The organism is Pseudomonas lini (genome assembly GCF_030812475.1).
Taxonomy (GTDB): domain Bacteria; phylum Pseudomonadota; class Gammaproteobacteria; order Pseudomonadales; family Pseudomonadaceae; genus Aquipseudomonas; species Aquipseudomonas lini_A.
Window position 1 is genome coordinate 177177 of the sequence record NZ_JAUSSR010000003.1, and the last position, 17338, is coordinate 194514.

A 17338-nucleotide genomic window follows, 5' to 3' on the forward strand; every position below is an offset into this window, starting at 1 on the left:
CTGCACAAAATAAAAATAATGGGGTGGATATTGAAAACAAAAATAAATCGCAGTCTTGCGCTCGCGTTTGCATGCCTGGCTTTGCCTCTTTCAGCCCAGGCGCTGGAGTTTGGCGGTTACTTGCGCAGCGGCGTCGGTACGTCGGTCAACAGCAGTTCGCAATCCTGCTTCCAATTGCCGGGTGCACAAACGAAATATCGGCTGGGTAACGAATGTGAGCAATATGGGGAGCTGGAGTTGCGCCAGGATCTGTTCACCCTGGACGATGGTTCGGTGCTCAGCGTCGACGGCATGGCCTCGCTGTATAACAAGTACGACCGCCACCTGACATTCAAGGGCGATACCGGTTCGGTGCGCATGCCGCAGTTGTATGCGCAATGGTCGAACATGCCCAGCCTGAACGGTGGTTCGCTGTGGGCCGGTCGACGGTATTACAAGCGCAACGATATCCATATTTCAGACTTCTACTATTGGAACCAGAGCGCGACCGGCGGCGGTATCGAGGACGTGTTGATCGGCGACCTGAAATACAGCTACGCCTTCTCGCGCAAGGACAACCTGTACCAGAAGGACTACATCAACCGCCACGATTTCAATGTCGCCGGCTTCGACACCAACCCCGGCGGTGAACTGGAGTTCGGCCTGAGCTACATCGACAAACCTGACAGTCGTGGCGCACACCGTGGCTGGGCAATCACCACCCAGCATGTGCAGCAGGGTTTTCTGGGCGGCAAGAACAAGCTGGCCTTCCAGTACGGCGAGGGCCCCGGCACCGGGTTGGGCTATACCGGTAACGTGAAGCTCGACGACAGCAACAAGAGCTACCGTGTGGTGGAGTTCTTCGACTGGCAAGTAACGCCGCGGTTTGGCGGTCAGGTCCAGGCCGTTTACCAGAAGGATGTGCGTCCGGATGGCAGGGATCAGAACTGGATGTCCCTCGGTGTTCGTCCCGCCTATGCCCTCACCGAGCAGTTCAAACTGGTGACCGAACTGGGGCACGATCAGGTGGAAGCCACGGGCGGTACGCGCAAGCTGAGCAAGTTCACCTTCGCCCCGACCTGGTCGCCCAAGGGGCCGGAATTCTGGGCGCGGCCCGAAGTGCGGGTGTATTACACCTATGCCAGCTGGAACCAGGCGGCCCAACGAGCGGCCAATGAGCTGGCGAAAGGGTCTGCGTTGTCGGACACCGGCGCCTTTGGCACGGCGCGACACGGTGCGAATGTCGGATTGCAGGTCGAGTACTGGTGGAACTGAACGCCGCCTACCCGCAATCGCTAGTCTTTTTATAAAGAACAAAACAACAGGTGACGTCATGGCCACACCCCAACAATTGCAACTGCTGGCACCTTTGTCCGGCGTGCTGATGCCGCTGGACCTGGTGCCGGACCCGGTATTCTCGAGTCGCGTGATTGGCGACGGCCTGTGCATCGATCCAACCTCGCAAACCCTGTACGCACCCTTGACCGGAGTGGTCAGCAATGTACAGGCCAGCGGGCACGCCGTTGGCATCACCGACGACAATGGCGTGCAGGTATTGATGCACATCGGGCTCGACACCGTGAACCTGGCCGGCCAGGGTTTTACCCGGTTGGTGGAGGAAGGCCAGCGGGTTGAGGCGGGGCAGGCCCTGATCGAATTCGATGCCGATTACATCGCCTTGCACGCCCGCAGTTTGTTGACCTTGATGCTGGTGGTCAGCGGCGAGCCCTTTACATGGTTATCGCCGGAAACCGGCATGGTAGAAGGAGGCCAGCCGCTGCTGAGCTTGCGTTGCGTCGAACAGGTCGAACGGATAGCCGATGAGCCAGCGCCGGTAGAGGGCGACGCGCTGTTCTCCAAACCTGTGACGCTGGCCAATCCGAATGGCTTGCATGCCCGTCCCGCCGCAGTGTTCGCCCAGGCGGCCAAAGGTTTTTCGGCGAGCATCTACCTGCATAAACAGCAGGAAAGCGCCAACGCCAAATCCCTGGTGGCAATCATGGCGTTGCAGACGGCTTTTGGCGACATCGTGCAAGTCAGTGCGGCGGGCCAGGATGCCGAGAAAGCGATTGCTACGCTGGAGGCATTGCTGACCGCTGGCTGCGGGGAAACGGTGTCGGTGTCGGTGCCGGCGCAAGTCGAGGCGCTGGAGCCTTCATCGTTGAAAGTGTTGCGCGGCGTGTGTGCGTCACCGGGGTCGGCCTTTGGTCAGGTGGTGCAGGTCGCCGAACAGCGGCTTGAGGTGAGCGAGCCCGGCAGGGGGCCGCAGGTTGAGCGCGAGCAGCTCTCACGTGCCTTGGCCCAGGCGGATCTGGCTTTGCAGCTTTTGCGGGACAAGGCTACCGGGGATGCCCAGGCAGAAATCTTCAAGGCCCATCAGGAATTGCTCGAAGACCCGAGCCTGCTGGATCAGACCGATGCGCTGATCAGCCAAGGGAAGAGCGCGGCGTTTGCCTGGCGCGCAGCGACCGAGGCGACGGCAGCCTTGTTCAAGGGCCTGGGCAGTGCATTGCTGGCCGAGCGGGCGGCGGACCTGGTGGATGTCTGCCAGCGGGTGCTTAAGCTGATCCTCGGCGTGCAGGATCAAGTGATCGAGCTGCCCGAAGGGGCAATTCTGATCGCCGATCAACTGACGCCGTCCCAGACCGCCGCGCTCGATACCCGCAAGGTCCTGGGGTTCGCCACGGTCGGTGGTGGTGCCACCAGTCACGTCGCGATTCTCGCCCGGGCTGCCGGTTTACCGGCGATTTGCGGCTTGCCTGCTCAAGTACTCTCGCTGAGGAACGGCAGCCTGGTGTTGCTCGACGCCGACAAGGGCGAGCTGCACCTGGACCCGGAACTGGCGGCCATCGAACAGCAGCAGGTCGATCGGCAGCGTCAGGAGCAACGCCATCAGCATGTTTTGGCACACGCAACGCTGGCCGCCTGTACCCGTGATGGACATCACGTCGAAGTCACGGCCAACGTCGCCTCGCTGGGTGAGACCGAGCAGGCCATGACCCTGGGCGGCGAGGGCGTCGGCCTGTTGCGTTCGGAGTTTCTGTACCTGGATCGCAACCACGCGCCGAGCGATGAGGAACAGGCCGCAACCTACAGTGCCATCGCGCGTGCCCTGGGGCCGTCACGCAGCCTGGTGGTGCGCACCCTGGATGTTGGTGGCGACAAGCCTCTGGCCTACGTGCCGATGGACAGTGAAACCAACCCGTTCCTCGGCATGCGCGGCATTCGTTTGTGCCTGGAGCGTCCGCAGCTGTTGCGCGATCAATTCAAGGCCATCCTGGCCTGCGCAGGGCTGGCGCAATTGCACATCATGCTACCGATGGTCACGCAGCTATCGGAACTGCGACTGGCCCGGCAGCTGCTTGAGGAAGAGGCGCTGGCAGCGGGTCACGCTGAACTGCCGAAGCTGGGGATCATGATCGAAGTGCCGGCTGCGGCACTGATGGCCGACCTGTTTGCGCCGGAGGTGGATTTCTTCTCGGTCGGTACCAACGATCTGACCCAGTACACGCTGGCCATGGACCGCGATCACCCACGCCTGGCCGCTCAGGCCGATAGCTTCCATCCGTCGGTGCTGCGCCTGATCGCCAGTACCGTCAAGGCCGCCCATGCCCATGGCAAATGGGTCGGTGTGTGCGGGGCCATGGCGTCCGAAACACTGGCGGTGCCGTTGTTGCTGGGCCTTGGGGTGGACGAACTGTCGGTGAGCGTGCCGTTGATTCCGGCGATCAAGGCCGCGGTTCGCGAAGTGGACCTGGTGGACTGCCAGGCCATCGCCCAGCAAGTGCTGGGCCTGGACAGCGCCGAGCAGGTGCGCGAGGCACTGCGCTTGTACCACGAGGCAACGGTCGATACTTCACAGGTTCTGGAGAACGGACATGTTTGAGAAAATGCAGCAGGCATTCTGGAAGGCGTTGACCCCGGATCTGGTGGTGGATGAGCCCAAGGTGGCGGCGCAGCCGGTTGCCGGGTTGGCGGCGAACGTCGTCGCGGCGTTGGGCGGTGTGGATAACCTCAAGTCGCACAAGGCCGTGGCGCTGACCCGGGTTCGGGTGGAGTTGCGGGATGTGGCGCGGGTGGATCGGCAGGCGTTGACGGCGGCGGGGATACCGGGGGTGATGACGTTGGACGGCGGTGTCGTGCATCTGATCACCGGCCTGAAGTCATAACCGATCCCCTGTGGCGAGGGAGCAAGCTCCCTCGCCACAGATACGTATGAGGCACTGTAGGAGCGAGCTTGCTCGCGATGTTCGTTAACGATAACGCGTGTTTGCTGATTAAACGCGGCGCTCTTGAGTCCATCGTCGGAACGCCGCCCGGAGCAAGCTCGCTCCCACAATTTCCTTAACTGAACGGCATTAGGGCAAGCCTCCTCACCACTGACGCGGTGCTCAGGCCATGGTTCACTGTGACCAGTCGCCGCGCCACCCTTACTGTTTCTCATCCGCAGGTGTATCGTATTCGCCTTTTACAGGCCCCGGGCCTGTCGCTGATACGTGAGGTAGTTGAGTTCATGTCCTTTACCCGTCGCCAAATCCTCGGTGGCCTGGCCGGTCTTGTTGTCGTTGGTGTCGGAGCGGGGGGCGCGTCGCGGTACTGGCTGGGCAAGATGGCGGACGCCGACGCGGGCCACGACTATGAGCTGATCGCCGCACCGCTGGACGTCGAGCTGGTGGCCGGGCACACAACCGAAGCCTGGGCGTTCGGCCCGTCGGCGCCGGGCACCGAGTTGCGCGTGCGTCAGGGTGAATGGCTGCGGGTGCGTTTCATCAATCACCTGCCGGTCGCGACCACCATCCACTGGCACGGCATCCGCCTGCCGCTGGAAATGGACGGCGTGCCTTATGTGTCGCAGCTTCCGGTGTTGCCGGGTGAATACTTCGACTACAAATTCCGCGTGCCCGACGCTGGCAGCTACTGGTATCACCCGCACGTAAACAGCAGTGAAGAACTGGGTCGCGGCCTGGTCGGTCCGCTGATCATCGAAGAACGCGAGCCCACCGGTTTCAAGTACGAGAAGACCCTGAGCCTCAAGAGCTGGCACGTCGATGAAACAGGCGCGTTCGTTGCCTTCAGCATTCCTCGTGAAGCGGCCCGTGGCGGCACGGCGGGGCGTCTGGCGACCATCAACGGCGTCGCACAAGCGGTGATCGACTTGCCCGCCGGGCAGATCACCCGCGTCCGCCTGCTCAATCTCGATAACACCCTGACTTACCGCCTCAACATCCCAGGGGTGGAAGCGCAGATCTACGCGCTGGACGGCAATCCCATCGAACCGCGGCCGTTGGGCAAGGAATACTGGCTCGGTCCTGGCATGCGAATCTGTCTGGCGATCAAGGCGCCGCCAGCCGGTGAAGAACTTTCCCTGCGCAATGGCCCGGTACGCCTGGGCACCTTGCGTTCGGTGGCAAACACCGATGCACCGACCCCGTGGCCACCTGCGCTGCCGGCCAACCCGGTGGCGGAGCCGGACCTGGCCAATGCAGAGAAACTCAACTTCAATTTCGAATGGGTGGGTTCGGTGTCGGTGAACGTCGACAACGGCAGGCCGCCGAGCCTGTGGCAGATCAACGGCAAGGCCTGGGACATTACGGACAAGACCTGCGCCGACCGCCCGATTGCCAAGCTTGAAAAGGGCAAAAGCTACATTTTCGAATTGAAGAACATGACTCAGTACCAGCACCCGATTCATCTGCACGGCATGAGCTTCAAGGTCATCGCCTCGAACCGGCACAAGGTGATCCCGTACTTCACCGACACCTACCTGCTGGGCAAGAACGAGCGCGCACAGGTGGCGTTGGTGGCGGATAATCCGGGGGTGTGGATGTTCCATTGCCATGTGATCGATCACATGGAAACCGGCCTCATGGCCGCCATAGAGGTGGCGTGATGCGGCAGATTCGTCCCATGGCGATCATCGATCGCAGCCGTGATCGCGATTTCATGCGTGAAGCCCTGGCGCTCGCCGCCCAAGGTGCCGCGCTGGGCGAGGTGCCGGTGGGCGCGGTGCTGGTCCAGGACGGCGAGATCATCGGTCGCGGCTTCAACTGCCCGATCAGCGGCAACGACCCCAGCGCCCATGCCGAGATGGTCGCGATCCGCGCCGCCGCCCAGGCCGCGAGCAATTACCGTTTGCCCGGCAGCACGCTCTACGTGACGCTTGAACCGTGCAGCATGTGCGCCGGTCTGATCGTGCATTCGCGGATTGCGCGGGTGGTGTATGGGGCGCTGGAGCCGAAGGCGGGGATTGTGCAGAGTCAGGGGCAGTTTTTTACCCAGGGTTTTTTGAATCACCGGGTGCTGTTTGAAGGCGGGGTGTTGGCGGAGGAATGCGGGGCGGTTTTAAGCGAGTTCTTCAAAGCCCGCCGCGCAAAACCCGCAGACTGAACACCAAACCTTTGTAGGAGCGAGCCTGCTCGCGATGGACTTGAAGGCGGCGCGATAATCCAGACAGGACGCGTCATCGTTCACGTCCATCGCGAGCAGGCTCGCTCCCACAGGGGGATCTCCATTAGGGCGGAGATTGGGTTTTACTTGCGGGCGACAATCACCGCCCGCATCGGCGCCGGCAAACCTTCAATCGTCTTGCTGTGATCCTCAGGATCAAGGAAATCGCTCAGCGACTGATACTTCATCCATTCCGTCCCACGCTGTTCCTCAACGCTGGTCGTGCTGACGTCCACACAGCGAACATCGCTGAACCCGGCACGCCGCAACCACAGCTCCAGCGCCGGCACCGAGGGCAGGAACCACACATTACGCATCTGCGCGTACCGATCTTCCGGGACCAGTACCTGCTGCCGATCGCCCTCGATCACCAGCGTCTCCAGCACCAGTTCACCGCCCTTGACCAGGCAGTCCTTCAGCGCCAGCAAGTGCTCGATCGGCGAGCGGCGGTGATAGAACACGCCCATGGAAAACACCGTGTCGAAGCCTTCCAGATTGGCCGGCAGATCCTCGAAGGGAAACGGCAGGTGCCAGGCATTGGGCTCGGACAGGTAGCGCTGAACCGCCTGGAACTGGCAGAAGAACAGCCAGTTCGGATCGACGCCGATCACGCTGTCGGCACCGGCGCCGAGCATGCGCCACATGTAGTAGCCGTTGCCGCAGCCGACATCGAGGATGCGTTTGCCTTTTAGGTTCAAGTGCGGTGCGACCCGCGACCATTTCCAGTCCGAACGCCATTCGGTATCGACATGCACGCCGAACAGATCGAACGGCCCTTTACGCCACGGCGACAACCCCATCAATGCGGTGCGCATCTGCACGCGGGTCCCATCGTCGCAATCGGTATCGAGCTTCAGGCCGTTCAATAAGTCGACTTCGCTCGGCTGGATCTTTGGCAAGGCGTCCAGCGCGCTCTGCCAACGCTCCAGGTCGCCATGACCCTTTTCCATTTTCTTGTCGAGTTGCGCCTGCAGGGTGTTGGCCCAGTCAGCCAGGGGGGTACCGGCCAGTCGGCGGGCGAGGGGGGACAGATCAATCATGGCAAGGCAATCAACGAGGCAAAGTTAAGACACTGGAACCACGGCACGACTTTCGAGAATCCGGCAGCCAGCAGGCGCTCGCGGTGTTCTTCGAGGCTGTCGGGCTTCATGACGTTTTCGATGGCGCTGCGCTTCTGGGCGATTTCCAGTTCGCTATAGCCGTTGGCGCGCTTGAAGGCCACGTGCAGGTCGGTGAGCAGCGCGTGTTCTTCGGGGTCGTTGAAGCGCAGCTTCTCCGACAGAATCAGCGCGCCGCCGGGCAGCAGCGACTGGCGGATGCGCGACAGCAACGCGGTGCGCTGGTCCGGGGCGATGAATTGCAGGGTGAAATTCAGCGCCACCACCGAAGCCGGCTGGAACTGCAGGGCGAGGATGTCGCCTTCGATCACTTCGACGGGCAGCAACTCCTGGAACATCGAGTCCTGGCCGTTGAGGTACTCGCGGCAGCGCTCGACCATGGCCGCGGAGTTATCCACAGCGATCACCCGGCAACCGTCGGTGCGCACATGGCGGCGCAAGGCCTGGGTCACGGCGCCGAGGGACGAGCCCAGGTCGTAGAGCACGCTGTTGGGCTGGGCGAACTGCGCGGCAAGCACGCCGAGGTTTTCGACGATGGTCGGATAACCCGGCACCGAGCGCTTGATCATGTCCGGGAACACCCGCACCACGTCTTCATTGAAGGCGAAGTCGGGCACCTGGGCCAAAGGCTGGGCGAATAGGCGATCGGGTTCTTTGCTCACGGCGGTTCCAGCGGCTTGGGTGGAAAAGGCCGGCATTTTAGCCAAATTGACGGGGGGATGCGCGGGTTGTCTGATAAACCGGTGGGGTAGGTTCTGAGGTCTGTGTGTTCAGGAATACCGCTTTCGCGAGCAAGCCCGCTCCCACAATGGTTCTGAGTCGGACACAGAAAATGTGTTCACTGAACAAAATGTGGGAGTGGGCTTGCTCGCGAAGGGTTCAGCGCGGTTTCTGAGTGAACGCCGAGGCTGTGATTCCCCATTGCCCCAGCCAATAGCTGAGGATAATGACGTAGGGCGCCGCATGGAACGGCGCAACAAACCGATCGATACCGATCACGCTGTCGGAAAACACAAACGCTACCGCACCCGCCGCCGCCAACAGCGCCGAGCGTTTGGGCACGTCGCTGCCAAGGCGGGCCAGCGCTCTCCAGAGCATGGCGCTGATGGCCAGGCCATAGACGATCACCGGGACCAGCATGGAGCCGAGCCCATTGGCAATCAACATCCCCGGCAGCACCGCGCCGACGCCCAAAGCGACGATCAGCGGTACCGATGCCAACCGCCGACAATCACTCAAGTAAGCTTTCAGATAAGCCAGGTGGGCCAGCAAAAACGCCCCGAGGCCAAACACAAACAAATCCCCCGGCCACGCCAGCAACACATCGCCGAGCAGGGAGAGCATCAATCCAAGGCTGATCCAGCGTCGATACTCGCTGGGCGGTGCGTCGTGCAGCCAGCCGAGGAGGGCCAGCACCGGCAAGGGCTTCACCAACAGGCACAGCAACGTGGCGTGGACGCTCAGGCCGTAGAGAAATGTCACCGCCCCCATCAGCGCCAGAATCAGCCAGCCCATTATCAGTTAACCGAGATCGCGCAATCGAAGGTCTCCACCGGCAGCACTTCCGGTGCCCAAGGCTGCTGGGACGTCAGGCGCAAGCGCCCGGTACCGTTGGCGAACGCCTGGAAGCGCCAGGTCGAAACCCCGGCAGCGCCCACCACGCCAGCGTCTTCCGGGTTGCTGTACACCTCGGGACCCAGCGCACGCAACACGCCACCGGCCGAGTCCTGGATCGCCCAGCGATAACCCGTGGTCGGGTTGCTCGGCAGGCTCAGGATCAGGGTCTGCCCGCTGTGCAGCTTCGCCGGGCATGCGCTTTGTTTTTCCACGGTCAGGTTCTGTTTCGGCTGCGTGGCGCAAGCGGCCAGCAAGGCGAGGGCGAGGGGGACCAACAGGCGGGTGGGGGACATAGGGCGGTAGCTCCGGCGTTCACGACGAACGGCGAGCATAGCTGAAGATGAGACAAATTGTGACAAGAGCCGATTGGAAGAAAATGCTAACGCATCGGCTCTGGTGCGTGGGATAAAATCAAACCTGGCTTTATTCGCTGACGTCGATCTCACCGGCTATATTGCCTATTCGGCCAAACTCCAAATTAAAAGTTATACGATGTTTTTTAGTCGTGTTGTTAAGGATCGCATTGAACTTGCCAGACAGTGCGGATACTGTTCCAAGCTTGTCTTGGTATTGAACGTATCTCATCTTCCCATCCCCACCAAATATAAAATCCTGTTCCCCGGGTAGAGTGCTGGGGTCAATAAGCAACAGGAATATTCGACCTTCAAGCGAGCCTCTACCTATAGATCCCTCGATCTGCAGGTTACCTGGGGCAGAATCCACCAAAACTTTCTCGCTGTTGAATGTTTCAAAGTTGTCGCCTTTTGCGTTGAAGTAACCGGTAGCCGTTCTTTTAGTGGGTGATTCAGTGGTCATGTAATAGCCTCATTGTTAATTTGTTAATTTGTTAATTTGTTAATTGTTGTTTGGGGTGAGGTAAGTGTAATGCGAGGTGATGGGAGTGGATACTGTCAATTCTGTCAGTTGTTTAAAACCAATCGCGATAATAAATTAATTTCTAGGCACGATGCGAGAAACGGATTAACTGCCCGTTTTGTTTTTCAGGTAGAAAAAAACACGACTTCGGATATAGATTTACGGTTTTGTTAGTCTTGAAAGACTACGCCCAATGTGCCGGAGTATTCTGGCGTTTTCAGACGAAGGCGTTTTTATTGTGCCAGGTGCAATGATCGACAAGATTTCTTCGTTCCTTGATATCCATGAGGTTTTCTCTTCAAGGGTGTCAGGTGCTTTAAGTTACAGGCTGCAACGGCGATGGAATACTGTTAGAACTAACAGGTTGTAAAAGACGTTGATTTTAATGTATGTATTGTTGTTCGGCGAAAAAATAGTAATGGCCAGACAGCAAGTCTGGCCATTTCAGTTGCGCTTGATCCGCTTAGAACAAGATCTTCGCCACATCCGCAAAGCGCTTGGCAAAGTGCACCGTTATCCCTTCCTTCAAATAATCCGGCAACTCCTCAAAGCTGCCGCGATTCGGCTCCGGCAGGATCAATTCGAAAATCTTCTGCCGCCGCGCCGCAATGACTTTCTCACGCACCCCGCCTATCGGCAGGACATGCCCGGTCAGCGTCAGCTCGCCGGTCATGGCCACGCCTTTCTTCGGCGGTTGATTACGGGCCAGGGACAGCAGGGCGCTGGCCATGGTCACGCCCGCGCTCGGACCGTCTTTCGGGGTGGCGCCTTCTGGAACGTGCAGGTGCACGAAAGCTTCGTCGAAGAATTTCGGATCGCCGCCAAACGACTTCAGGTTGGAGCTGACGTAGCTGTAGGCGATTTCCGCTGACTCTTTCATCACATCACCCAGTTGCCCGGTGAGTTTGAAGCCACGGTTCAAGGTGTGAATCCGCGTCGCTTCGATCGGCAGCGTCGCGCCGCCCATGCTGGTCCAGGCCAGCCCTGTGATGACGCCGGTGCCTGACAGCACTTGTTCGTTGCGGAATACCGGATGGCCGAGGGAGGCTTCGAGGTCTTTCGGCCCAAGCTTGATCACGGCTTTGGGGTCGTCGATCAACTTCACCACGGCCTTGCGCACCAGTTTGCCCAGTTGTTTTTCCAGCTGCCGCACCCCGGCTTCACGGGCGTAGCCGTCGATCAAGGCTTTTAATGCGCTGTCGCTGATGGCCAGGCTGCCCTTGGACACACCGGCTTTTTCGAGCTGCTTGGGCCACAGGTGACGCTTGGCAATGGCGATCTTTTCTTCGGTGATGTAGCCCGACAGGCGAATCACTTCCATCCGGTCCAGCAACGGGCCGGGGATCGAATCCAGGGTGTTGGCGGTGCAGATGAACAGCACTTTCGACAAATCCAGACGCAAGTCCAGATAGTGGTCGAGGAATTCGACGTTCTGTTCCGGGTCGAGGGTTTCCAGCAGCGCCGAAGCCGGGTCGCCCTGGTAGCTCTGGCCCATCTTGTCGATCTCGTCGAGCATGATCACCGGGTTCATCACTTCAACGTCTTTCAACGCATGGACGAGTTTGCCCGGCTGCGCGCCGATGTAGGTGCGGCGATGGCCCTTGATTTCGGCCTCGTCGCGCATGCCGCCGAGACTGAAGCGATAGAACGGCCGGCCCAGGGATTCGGCGATGGATTTGCCGACACTGGTCTTGCCCACGCCCGGCGGGCCCACCAGCAACACGATGGAACCGCTGATTTCGCCCTTATAGGCACCGACCGCGAGGAACTCGAGGATGCGGTCCTTGATGTCGTCGAGGCCGGCGTGGTGTTTGTCCAGCACCTTGCGCGCGTGCTTGAGGTCGAGTTTGTCTTCGCCGTACACGCCCCAGGGCACCGAGGTGGCCCAGTCGAGGTAGTTGCGGGTTACCGCGTACTCCGGCGAGCCGGTCTCGAGGATCGACAGCTTGTTCATTTCCTCGACGATGCGTTTTTGCGCCTGGGCGGACAACACCTTGCCTTCCAGGCGCTGCTCGAACTGTTCGATGTCGGCGCTACGGTCGTCCTTGGTCAGCCCCAGCTCTTGTTGAATGACCTTCAGTTGTTCCTTGAGGAAGAATTCCCGCTGATGTTCGCCGATCTTGCGGTTAACCTCGGCGGAAATTTCTTTCTGCAGGCGTGCGACTTCGACTTCCTTGCGCAGCATCGGCAGGACTTTTTCCATGCGCTTGAGCATCGGCACGCAGTCGAGTACTTCCTGCAGTTCACTGCCCGTCGCCGATGTGAGGGCGGCGGCGAAGTCGGTCAGCGGCGACGGGTCGTTGGGGCTGAAGCGATTGAGATAGTTCTTGAGCTCTTCGCTGTACAGCGGGTTGAGCGGCAGCAGCTCCTTGATCGCGTTGATCAGCGCCATGCCGTAGGCCTTGACCTCGTCGGTGGGGTCGGCGGGCTGATGCGGGTATTCGACTTCCACCAGATACGGCGGGCGATGGTGCTTGAGCCAGGTCTTAAGGCGTACGCGCGTCAGGCCCTGGGCGACGAATTGCAGTTTGCCGTTTTCGCGACTGGCGTGGTGCACCTTGACCAGCGTGCCGTAGAGCGGCAAGGCCGAGGTATCGAAGTGGCGCGGGTCTTCCTGGGGCGTGTCCATGTAGAACAGGGCCAGGCAGTGGTGATCGGATTTGCTCACCAGATCCAGGGTTTCCGCCCAGGGTTCTTCATTGACAATGACTGGCAGTACCTGGGCCGGGAAGAACGGGCGGTTGTGGATCGGGATGATGTAGACCTTGTCCGGCAGGTTCTGGCCTGGGAGGGCGAGGCCCTTGCCGGTGGAGTGATGTTCAACGTTCTCCGGGTCGGCGTATTCGCTGGGGTCTTCAGGGAATTCTTGCTGGTCGCTCATGGGGCACCTGCGCAATGGAGTATGGGTCTTAGATGGGGCAGGTGGAGGGTGGTTTCAATGGTCGCGATTAATTCAAGGTATTCGCTTCGACCACTGTAGGAGCGAGCCTGGCCGCGAAAAACCTGAGAGCGCCGCGGGGCATCAGGCCGGGCGCGTTATCGTTGAGGACCATCGCGAGCAGGCTCGCTTGTATGTTTAGACTTGAGGGGGTGGGCGGAAAATAAGGCTGTTTACCATGCAATGTTGATGGTGACTGAGAGGGCGCTTTCGCTGGCAAGCCAGCTCCTGCAGGGGATGTGTATTCACAAAAAAAGGCGACCCCCTCGCAGGAGTCGCCTTTGGTTTTGACTGTCGCTAAAACTTACTCGGACAGTTTGAACGCCATCACATAGTCACCCTGCTTGGTGCCCAGCGACCCGTGACCGCCGGCAACCACAAGCACATACTGCTTGCCGTCCTTGCCGGTGTAGGTCATCGGCGTGGTTTGCGCGCCGGCGGGCAGGCGGCCTTCCCACAGTTGCTTGCCGTTTTTCACGTCATAGGCCCGCAGGTACTGGTCAAGGGTGCCGCTGAGGAAGCCCACGCCACTGGCAGTGGTGAAGGTCCCGCCCAGGCTTGGCACGCCCATGCTCAGGGGAATCGGAACCGGCGAGCTGTCGCGCACGGTGCCGTTCTTGTGCATCCAGATGGTTTTGCTGGTGGTCAGGTCGACCGCTGCCACATAGCCCCAGGCCGGTGCCTGGCATGGCAGGCCCATGGGCGACAGCAGTGCTTCGAGGACCACGCCGTAAGGCGCGCCTTTGTTGGGCTGCACGCCTTCGGTTTCGCTTTTGCGCGGGCCTTGGGCGGCGATTTCCGAGGCCGGGATCATTTTCGATTTGAACGCCATGTAGCTCGGGTTCACGAAAGCGATCTGGCGCACCGGGTCAACCGCGATGCCGCCCCAGTCGAACACGCCGAAGTTGCCTGGGTAAACGATCGAACCTTGCAGCGACGGCGGGGTGAACGGACCGTCGTAGCGCATGGATTTGAAGTCGATCCGGCAGATCAGCTGGTCGAACGGGGTAACGCCCCACATGTCGCGCTCTTGCAGCGGCGGCGGCATCAGGTTCAGCTCGGATTTCGGCTGGGTCGGTGAGGTGCGGTCACCTTCGACAGCGCCTTGTGGCACCGGCACTTCGTGGATTGGCACGATCGGTTCGCCGGTGCTGCGGTCCAGCACGTAGATGCTGCCCTGCTTGGTGGACGCCAGTACCGCCGGCTTCACGCCGTCGGCGGTTTTCAGGTCCATCAGGGTGGGCTGGCCACCGACGTCCATGTCCCACAGGTCATGGTGGGTGAATTGCATGTGCCAGCGCACCTGGCCGGTTGCGATGTCGAGGGCGGTCAGGCCCGCGGCGTGCAATTCCGATTCAGGCGTACGATCGCCACCGAACTGATCCGGGGTCTGGTTGCCCATCGGCAGGTAGAGCATGCCGAGCTTTTCGTCGACGGCGAACATGGACCACATGTTCGGCGAATTGCGGGTGTAGACCTCGCCTTCGGCAATCGGCGTGGTGTCGTCCGGGTTACCGCTGTCCCAATTCCACACCAGTTTGCCGGTGTGCACGTCGAACGCGCGGATCACGCCGCTGGGCTCGTCGGTGGAGACGTTGTCGGTGACGTGGCCGCCAATCACCACCAGGTCCTTGGTGACCGCCGGTGGCGAGGTGGAGTAGTAACCGCCGGCGGTAAAGCCGCCGATGTTGGCGCGCAGATCGACCTGGCCTTTGTCGCCGAAGTCTTCGCACATCTTGCCGGTGTCGGCGTCGAGGGCGATCAGGCGCGTATCGGCGGTCGGCAGGAAGATGCGACGTGGGCAGACGGTGCTGACGGGCGTGGTGCTGGCCGTGCCGGTCGGGCTCTGCTCGGAGGCGTAGACGGCGTCATCGTGATAGGTCACGCCGCGGCAGGTCATGTGCGCCCAACCTTTGAAGTTCTCCGCGTTCTGGGTGGAGAGCTTCGGATCGAAACGCCAGATTTCCTTGCCGGTGTCCGGGTCCAGGGCGATGACCTGGCTGTGCGGCGTGCACACGTAGAGCATGCCGTTGACTTTCAGCGGGGTGTTTTCGGCGGTGGTTTCACCCGGGTCGTTCGGCCCTGGCAGGTCGCCAGTGCGGTAGGTCCAGGCCGGTACCAGTTTGTTCACGTTCTGCGGGGTGATCTGGGCCAGTGGCGAGTAACGATCGCCGTGGGCGCTGCGGCCGTAGGAATTCCAGTCACCGTCCGGCATGGCCGGGGCGGTGTTGGTCATGCCCGGCACGCTGTCGCGGTCCAGTTGGCCTTTGATTTCACCGGGGTTGGTGAACTGGCTGGCCAATGCAGTGGCACCCGCGAGCACCACGGCCACGCTCAGGGCGCCTGTGCCCATCGGCGCGGCGCCTGCACGCAACAGCGGACGACGGAACCATGGCAGCAACATGACGATGCCCAGCGCAAACAGCATGGCCAGGCGCGGCACCAGTTGCCACCAGTCGAGGCCGACTTCCCACAGGGCCCACACCGTGCTGGCGAACAACACCAGTGCGTACAGGCCCAGCGCAGCGCGGCGTGCGGCAATCAGCAGCACGCCGGTGAGTGCCAGGCCAATGCCGGCCAGCAGGTAATACAGCGAGCCGCCGAGCAGGCTCAGCTTGATCCCCCCGGCCAGCATGGCCAGGCCCATTAGCAGAAGCAGGACGCCGAGCAGGCTCGGCAGCAGACGGCTTCGACTCAAAGCACCATCAGTGCTCATAGTGTGGTTCTCCGTGACGTTTTAAGAAGTCCCGCGCAAGTTCACTGTAGATGACGATCCTGTGCGGGCAGGGTTCAGATAAAAATGGTTCGGTTGATGCGTCCCCTTGTAGGAGCGAGCTTGCTCGCGAAAAACCTGAGAACGCCGCGGGGTGTCAGGTTCCCAGCGTTTTCGTTAACGACCATCGCGAGCAAGCTCGCTCCTACAGGGGGGTTACGGGGTTGGTTAGAACGAAGACTGGATCTTGATCCCGCCAATCAGCGCGTCATCGACCTGGTCCACGCCACCGGGGTGGCGGATGTATTGCAGGTTCGGGCGCACGGTCAGCCAGTTGGTGACGTGCACGCCGTAATAGAGTTCGGCGCTGTATTCGGTGTCTTGCGGTGGCAGGAACGACGGGTCGTCGTAATCGGATACCGCGCGAGCCTGGTTGCTTGCCTCGGCGTTCTTGCGATAGGCCGGGTTGACGTGGACCCGTGCGACGGCAAAACCGATATCGTCCCGGGTGCGGGCATCGAACAGGCCTTTGTAGACGACGCCGGCCTGGACATAGTTGTCGATGGCGTTGGTCTTCTTGTCGTGCATCGTGCCGTTGGCAAACACGCTCAAGCCGCGGGAGTGGTCGCTGGCGCGGCTGGTCAGTTGCTGTTGCACACCGAGCCATACGCCGTGCTTGCTCGACGCGCTACGGTAAGCCTCGCCGCTCAGGGCCGCCGGCTGGCCATTGCTGTCCTTGTAGGCATCGGTCGCGTTGGCGTTGCTGTAGTAGTAACCGGCGCGGTATTCACCCGGCAGGCCATTGAGCTTTGGCGACCACACCAGTTCCACCGGCAGGATCGCGCCCTGGGTGCCACTGCCGCTGAGCTTGAAACCGTTGTCGCGATCAAGGTTCGACGGGTTTTGCTCGTAAGCGCCGACCTGCGCGTAGAGTTCCGGCGTCAGGTGATATTTAACCCGCATCGCCCATTGGCTGACCGGCCAGTTGTACCAGATGCCCCCGACCCAGTTACCGACCTGGGAGCCGCAGAACGCCAGGTTCTGGAAATCGCAGGCAAAGCTGTTGAAGTCCTCGCCCTCGCCAAACCGACCGACCTTGATGTCGAGCTTCTGGTCGAAGAATTTCTGCTGATACCACATCTGCGTCAGGCGCCAGGTCTGGCCACGGCCCCAGACTTCCTGGGCCGAGGTGAAGCCACCGACCCGTGGATCGTTGATCCGGTCGTTGCTGATGTTGTTGCCGCTGCGCTCGGTGATGGTCAGCTGGAATTCGGCGTCGTCCCAACCGAGGATCTTCTGCAAGTCCAGGTGGGTGCCGAAGCCGAACTGATCGCTGTAGCGGGCGGTGCGATCGTGGTCGTAGCCGCCGTGCAGGTTGCTGCCCATTTCACCGGTGTAATCGACTTTGAAGTCGTAGCCTTTTTCCGATAGCTCGGTGCGCGTGCCATTCCAGTCGCCGAGCATCCACGGCGAATCACTGTCGAAAGCCGGGGCCGCATGGACGCAAGTGGCGAGGCTTAAAGCGGCGAAACCGCTGATTATGTTCAGGGCGTTTCGACTGGCAACAGTCGTGCAGACAGCGCTGTCTCGCGAAGATTGAAAATAAGGCATAGAGAAGGAATTCTTGATCTTTTTCTGGGATGAACTGAA

13 protein-coding genes are annotated in these 17338 nt (G+C 60.8%); 5 read left to right on the forward strand and 8 right to left on the reverse strand.

Translation table 11 applies throughout. The features are described from left to right. The first annotated feature begins 18 nt into the window (after positions 1-18). From J2W17_RS07280 to tadA, 5 genes are all read left to right on the forward strand, one after another. On the forward strand, positions 19-1254 hold the full coding sequence (locus tag J2W17_RS07280) for a maltoporin (protein WP_307332388.1): 1236 nt from the start codon (positions 19-21) through the stop codon (positions 1252-1254). Positions 1255-1312: 58 nt separating this feature from the next. Further along, entirely contained in the window at positions 1313-3865 is a 2553-nt protein-coding gene (ptsP, locus tag J2W17_RS07285; RefSeq protein WP_307331498.1) for a phosphoenolpyruvate--protein phosphotransferase, read from the forward strand. Next, entirely contained in the window at positions 3858-4148 is a 291-nt protein-coding gene (locus tag J2W17_RS07290) for a PTS transporter subunit EIIB (protein ID WP_307331501.1), read from the forward strand. Before ptsP ends, J2W17_RS07290 begins: the two co-directional genes overlap by 8 nt. A gap of 344 nt (positions 4149-4492) precedes the next feature. After that, a complete protein-coding gene (locus J2W17_RS07295) occupies positions 4493-5869 on the forward strand; it encodes a multicopper oxidase family protein (RefSeq protein WP_307331504.1) in 1377 nt (458 codons plus the stop codon). After that, positions 5869-6366: a tRNA adenosine(34) deaminase TadA gene (tadA, locus tag J2W17_RS07300; RefSeq protein WP_307331509.1), complete on the forward strand. Its 498-nt coding sequence runs from the start codon at positions 5869-5871 to the stop codon at positions 6364-6366. The genes J2W17_RS07295 and tadA overlap by 1 nt, the downstream gene beginning before the upstream one ends. 143 nt (positions 6367-6509) lie before the next feature. Here tadA and cmoB read toward each other — a convergent pair whose 3' ends face one another. The 8 genes from cmoB to J2W17_RS07345 form a co-directional block, all read right to left on the reverse strand. Beyond that, positions 6510-7466: a tRNA 5-methoxyuridine(34)/uridine 5-oxyacetic acid(34) synthase CmoB gene (gene cmoB / locus J2W17_RS07305; RefSeq protein WP_307331512.1), complete on the reverse strand. Its 957-nt coding sequence runs from the start codon at positions 7464-7466 to the stop codon at positions 6510-6512. Continuing rightward, positions 7463-8242, reverse strand: coding sequence for a carboxy-S-adenosyl-L-methionine synthase CmoA (gene cmoA, locus J2W17_RS07310; protein ID WP_307331515.1), 780 nt, complete (start codon positions 8240-8242; stop codon positions 7463-7465). Before cmoA ends, cmoB begins: the two co-directional genes overlap by 4 nt. A gap of 181 nt (positions 8243-8423) precedes the next feature. After that, entirely contained in the window at positions 8424-9059 is a 636-nt protein-coding gene (locus J2W17_RS07315; protein ID WP_307331517.1) for a lysoplasmalogenase, read from the reverse strand. Between the two features lie 2 nt (positions 9060-9061). Continuing rightward, a complete protein-coding gene (locus J2W17_RS07320; protein ID WP_307331521.1) occupies positions 9062-9454 on the reverse strand; it encodes a protease inhibitor I42 family protein in 393 nt (130 codons plus the stop codon). A 130-nt stretch (positions 9455-9584) separates the two neighbouring features. After that, positions 9585-9977 carry a hypothetical protein gene (locus tag J2W17_RS07325; protein ID WP_307331524.1) on the reverse strand — a complete coding sequence of 131 codons (393 nt, stop codon included), beginning with the start codon at positions 9975-9977 and terminating at the stop codon, positions 9585-9587. Between the two features lie 523 nt (positions 9978-10500). Next, on the reverse strand, positions 10501-12918 hold the full coding sequence (gene lon, locus J2W17_RS07330) for an endopeptidase La (protein ID WP_307331528.1): 2418 nt from the start codon (positions 12916-12918) through the stop codon (positions 10501-10503). 361 nt (positions 12919-13279) lie between these two features. After that, positions 13280-15691 (reverse strand): glucose/quinate/shikimate family membrane-bound PQQ-dependent dehydrogenase, encoded by a 2412-nt coding sequence (locus tag J2W17_RS07335; protein ID WP_307331530.1) that lies wholly within the window; start codon positions 15689-15691, stop codon positions 13280-13282. Positions 15692-15916: 225 nt separating this feature from the next. After that, positions 15917-17299 (reverse strand): carbohydrate porin, encoded by a 1383-nt coding sequence (locus J2W17_RS07345; protein WP_307331533.1) that lies wholly within the window; start codon positions 17297-17299, stop codon positions 15917-15919. Between the last annotated feature and the right edge of the window lie 39 nt (positions 17300-17338).

Coding starts and splice junctions, on each gene's coding strand:
- cmoB (WP_307331512.1), bottom strand. CDS start 7,466: ATGATTGATCTGTCCCCCCTCGCCCGCCGACTGGCCGGTACCCCCCTG.
- J2W17_RS07345 (WP_307331533.1), bottom strand. CDS start 17,299: ATGCCTTATTTTCAATCTTCGCGAGACAGCGCTGTCTGCACGACTGTT.
- tadA (WP_307331509.1), top strand. CDS start 5,869: ATGCGGCAGATTCGTCCCATGGCGATCATCGATCGCAGCCGTGATCGC.
- cmoA (WP_307331515.1), bottom strand. CDS start 8,242: ATGCCGGCCTTTTCCACCCAAGCCGCTGGAACCGCCGTGAGCAAAGAA.
- J2W17_RS07280 (WP_307332388.1), top strand. CDS start 19: ATGGGGTGGATATTGAAAACAAAAATAAATCGCAGTCTTGCGCTCGCG.
- J2W17_RS07335 (WP_307331530.1), bottom strand. CDS start 15,691: ATGAGCACTGATGGTGCTTTGAGTCGAAGCCGTCTGCTGCCGAGCCTG.
- J2W17_RS07325 (WP_307331524.1), bottom strand. CDS start 9,977: ATGACCACTGAATCACCCACTAAAAGAACGGCTACCGGTTACTTCAAC.
- ptsP (WP_307331498.1), top strand. CDS start 1,313: ATGGCCACACCCCAACAATTGCAACTGCTGGCACCTTTGTCCGGCGTG.
- J2W17_RS07320 (WP_307331521.1), bottom strand. CDS start 9,454: ATGTCCCCCACCCGCCTGTTGGTCCCCCTCGCCCTCGCCTTGCTGGCC.
- J2W17_RS07295 (WP_307331504.1), top strand. CDS start 4,493: ATGTCCTTTACCCGTCGCCAAATCCTCGGTGGCCTGGCCGGTCTTGTT.
- lon (WP_307331528.1), bottom strand. CDS start 12,918: ATGAGCGACCAGCAAGAATTCCCTGAAGACCCCAGCGAATACGCCGAC.
- J2W17_RS07315 (WP_307331517.1), bottom strand. CDS start 9,059: ATGGGCTGGCTGATTCTGGCGCTGATGGGGGCGGTGACATTTCTCTAC.
- J2W17_RS07290 (WP_307331501.1), top strand. CDS start 3,858: ATGTTTGAGAAAATGCAGCAGGCATTCTGGAAGGCGTTGACCCCGGAT.